The organism is Candidatus Neomarinimicrobiota bacterium (genome assembly GCA_041862535.1).
Classification (GTDB): Bacteria; Fidelibacterota; Marinisomatia; order SCGC-AAA003-L08; family TS1B11.
Genome location: JBGVTM010000309.1, coordinates 1 through 3655, shown reverse-complemented (window position 1 = coordinate 3655; position 3655 = coordinate 1). Strand labels below are relative to the sequence as shown.

Below are 3655 nucleotides of genomic sequence, written 5' to 3'. Positions count from 1 at the left end.
AACAGTTGCTAACCGCCAGGGGCCGGTAGGCGCTTGCCTGCCAGCTGCGCCATAAGCTTCTCATGGCTCCGGGATCAGAATTTCATCATTAGCGAAGAAGGTCATAAAAACCAGGGCCTCGGCGGTGCCGTCCAGGGTAGGCTCATTGGTGGAATAATCACCCAGGTCGTCGTGGTAGACCGCCAGGGAGGACTGAAAGGGGGCATACTTGTCTTCCCTGGTCAGTCTCAGTCCCTGAAGCTGGCTGAAGATCGAAGTGTAGACTGGACCGTCGTTAAGGCCGCCGGTGATCGGTTTGCCGGTGATATTTGCCGGGGGACTGTGAGGGTAGAGCGGTGTATTCCCCCCCTCCTGTGGTATCCCCACAAAGGCACTCACTCCCCAGGGATTACGGCCTAAGAGCCAGTCGCGGTTTTCCAGCATGAAAGTGTGGTAGCCGGTGTCATCGGTCATCCGCTCATACAGGATAATGTGATTGATGAAAGCCGAAGCGAGGTTGTTGGAGCACCAGATGAAGGGCACGCCGAAGTGGTACGGGTTATCCTTGCCGCGGGCCCATACCTTATCGATGCTCTCCCGGCAATAGCCCGCCAGGGTGTCCTGGAACGACTTATCCACCAGGGGATACAGGGCGTAGTGGCCCATATTCATGAAGGGGTAGTATTCATAATGGCGGGCGGTATCGGCACCCATCCAGGAGGTCGAAGCGCTTATGCGTGCAAAGGACCTGGCGTCTTCCAGGTAGGCGTCTTCGCCCGTCAGCCTGTAGAGCTCCGCTGCGCCCCACTCCATATCATCGGCCCAGGTTATCTCGTGATAGCGGTAGGGTGCCCGGCAAGGGGTGCCTTCCTGACAGCCCGGTTGGGCCTTACCCAGGTGATAGACCTCGATCCCCGCCTGCAGACAGCGAGCTGCAAACTCCGCTTGGCCCAGGTCGTTCTTCCAGATATCGCAGGCCATGGCCATGGCCGCGGCGTAGCGCCCCGCCAGATTGGCGATCCCGGTAGAGGTGTTCTGGTGTTCAAACAACCCCTGGGGCTGGCCGTTGGCATAGTACACCACCCGGTAGCTGTTCGGCCCCCAGCCGTAATCGGCGATATCCTCGTGGGGCAGCTGCCATCCCACGTGGTCCCGATCATCCGCCACCTGGTGGAACAACTGATCCGGTTCAGGGTGCATTTTCAGCATCCAATCCAATCCCCACTTGGCCTCATCCAGAATGTCGGGAATGCCGTTGGCATCCGGCTGACCCAGAGCATTCACCTCATCGGCGAACTTGCCCTTATTCTCCCGGTAGGTGCAGAGCATACGGCATACCGAATTCCCGGAGGTAAGCAGGTAGCGCAGGTAATCCCCGGCATCATGCCAGCCCCCGGTCACATCGATGTAGGTGCTGTCGGGCATGGGACCGTAGACGGTACGGCCGTCTTGCTGGTGGCAATGCACATCCAGGAATGGGTTGTAACCGCACCGCTGCTGACGGATGTAGTACAGGAGCAGTTCCTGCAAGCCGTTATAGGATTCAGCGCCGATGTTGAAGGGCAGGGAGGTGTAGCGCGAGCGGGTGATCCGCAGCTGGTAGCGTCCCGGCTGGTCAAACTCGCTGAAGTCCAGCCGGTAGTGGTAGGCAAAATTGCCGTAGGTACCACTGTTGGGACCCAGTTCCCCGGGGCCCCACACGCGTTTGCCCGAGCGGGTATCGATGATTTCAAACTTGCGCTTCCCTATGGATCGGTGGGCAAAGGCAATAGCGATCTTGCTATCCTCCGGCAGGTACCCCACCTGGTTGGCTCGCAGGTAGATAGTTCGACGGCTTTCCTTTGCCAAAGCAACGTCCATCCAGAGAACGTGGGTGTATAGCAGTGCCAGGGTGAGCACGAAAACATGGCGCAAGCTCATAGGAACCTCAACTGTTGGTCATTAAAAAGTAGAGACGATTTGCGGTTGAGATCAAATGCGATCCCATTCAGGCGCGTGGTTATTGCCACCTAACGGGCGATGCCGAAGGAAACGATGTGCACGGCCTGAAAGATGCCAAAATCCTGGTAGGCGTAATCAAAGCGGATCGTTCCGGCCGTCCAGGCCTGTTTGAAGCCGAAGCCCAGGGTTAGCCCCCTCTGGTCATAATTGCCCATGAAGCCACCCCGGACGATGAACATGTCTCGGAAAGCGTACTCTGCTCCCAGCTTGACTTTCTCTTTAAAGTCTCGGGGATGCCGGGTTTCCAAGCCAAGATGGAGCACGTGATCCCCCAGGTCGGGCCGGACAATCGACAGGGGATCCACCATAATGCTGAAGCTGATGGCGAAGGGGAGGGGAATTTCCTGGGTCTCGAAACTGATCCGACGCGAGTAGTTCTGTATCGCCGCCCCGAAGCGGATGCCGTGGAACTGGAAGTCATAGATTGCCCCCAGGTCCAGGGCAGGCTCAGCCAGGGCATAGTTCTTGGTGGTAGTATCTGTCAGGCCCTCCGCCTTATCCACTGTAATCCAGGCATCGCCCAGGTCCTGCATGACGTATTTTACCCGGACGCCATAGGAGAAACGATCACTCACCCGCTGGCCGAAAGATAGGCCCAGAGCGAAGGCCTGGGGCGAAAACACCTCGGTATCCACGTAGCCCTCGTCATTGTCCGCCCGGCGGGTACCATAGAAATCGCCATAGTCTATGGTAAGGCCGTCGAAGGCCACCACCCGTGAGCCGCCCAGGTCAACCGCCGCGGCAAATGATCCGTGATTGATGTCGGCAATCCCGCGCGTATAATTGGCGGCCACATCCAGGCGGGTATTGATCCATCCCAGGCCGGCAGGATTCCAGAACACCGTATTGGCGTTGCGGAACATCACCAGACCCAGTCCGCCCCGACCCACGGCCTCGGCTGAGATGGGATTTTCCAGGAAACGAAAGCCTACCTGGGCCTTCTTGATGATCCCGGCCTGCAAGTCGAACCCTACGAATAGACCCAGGGCGAGCGCCAAAATCCGGCCAGCCTGGAGCCCTTCGCTCCGCAAGCGGTTCGGTCGCCGTTGAAAATCAGTTCTCATTTTTATATCCCAAATATATTAATTAGCGGACGATTACGAATTTCACGAATTGATCCGGTAGCTCCCTGCCATCGACGGACTCGGCCTCCGTGACAGTCAGGACGTACACGCCGCTGGCCACGTACTGGTTGTCATCGGTGCGCTGATTCCAGATTTCCTGGTCGGTGCCTAAGTGGTCCAGGCTGAGCACCTGGTCACCGGTTTCGGTGAAGATGTGCAGGCGGCACTGGTAGGGCAGGTTGGTGAACAGCACCCGGTCGGGATCACCGGGGAAACCCAGTTCCCCGGCCTTGGTGGTGACGGGGTTGGGCACCACTCGTACCCGGTCTGATGTCGCCAGGCCCTCCTTGAACGGTATGGCCGGCAAGCTGGTTCGGTTGGCATAGCGGGAGCTTTCCAGGGGCTGCCCGGGAAAAAGGCCGTCCGTATTCTGAGAGCCGTTGTCAATGGCTGTGACCGCATAATAATAGCTGACACCTATATCCACCTGCTCATCGATACAGGTGGTTTCATTGCGGTCCTGGGTTTCATAGATCAACTGCCAGCGTTCGCCGGTGCCGTGATCATCGGGATCATTCACCATAGCCGCACCCCTTTTCCGGTAGACCCGC

3 protein-coding genes are annotated in these 3655 nt (G+C 58.1%); all 3 read right to left on the bottom strand.

The window, feature by feature from the left end; genetic code table 11:
* Positions 1-60 precede the first annotated feature (60 nt).
* Positions 61-1899 carry a glycoside hydrolase family 9 protein gene (locus ACETWG_11175; GenBank protein MFB0517147.1) on the bottom strand — a complete coding sequence of 613 codons (1839 nt, stop codon included), beginning with the start codon at positions 1897-1899 and terminating at the stop codon, positions 61-63.
* 89 nt (positions 1900-1988) lie between these two features.
* On the bottom strand, positions 1989-3044 hold the full coding sequence (locus ACETWG_11170; protein MFB0517146.1) for a PorV/PorQ family protein: 1056 nt from the start codon (positions 3042-3044) through the stop codon (positions 1989-1991).
* 22 nt (positions 3045-3066) lie between these two features.
* Positions 3067-3655: hypothetical protein (locus ACETWG_11165; protein MFB0517145.1), on the bottom strand; the 589-nt coding region annotated here is incomplete at its 5' end.

Excerpts from the sequence above, each read along its gene's own strand:
- ACETWG_11175 (MFB0517147.1), bottom strand. The coding sequence starts at position 1,899 with ATGAGCTTGCGCCATGTTTTCGTGCTCACCCTGGCACTGCTATACACC.
- ACETWG_11170 (MFB0517146.1), bottom strand. The coding sequence starts at position 3,044 with ATGAGAACTGATTTTCAACGGCGACCGAACCGCTTGCGGAGCGAAGGG.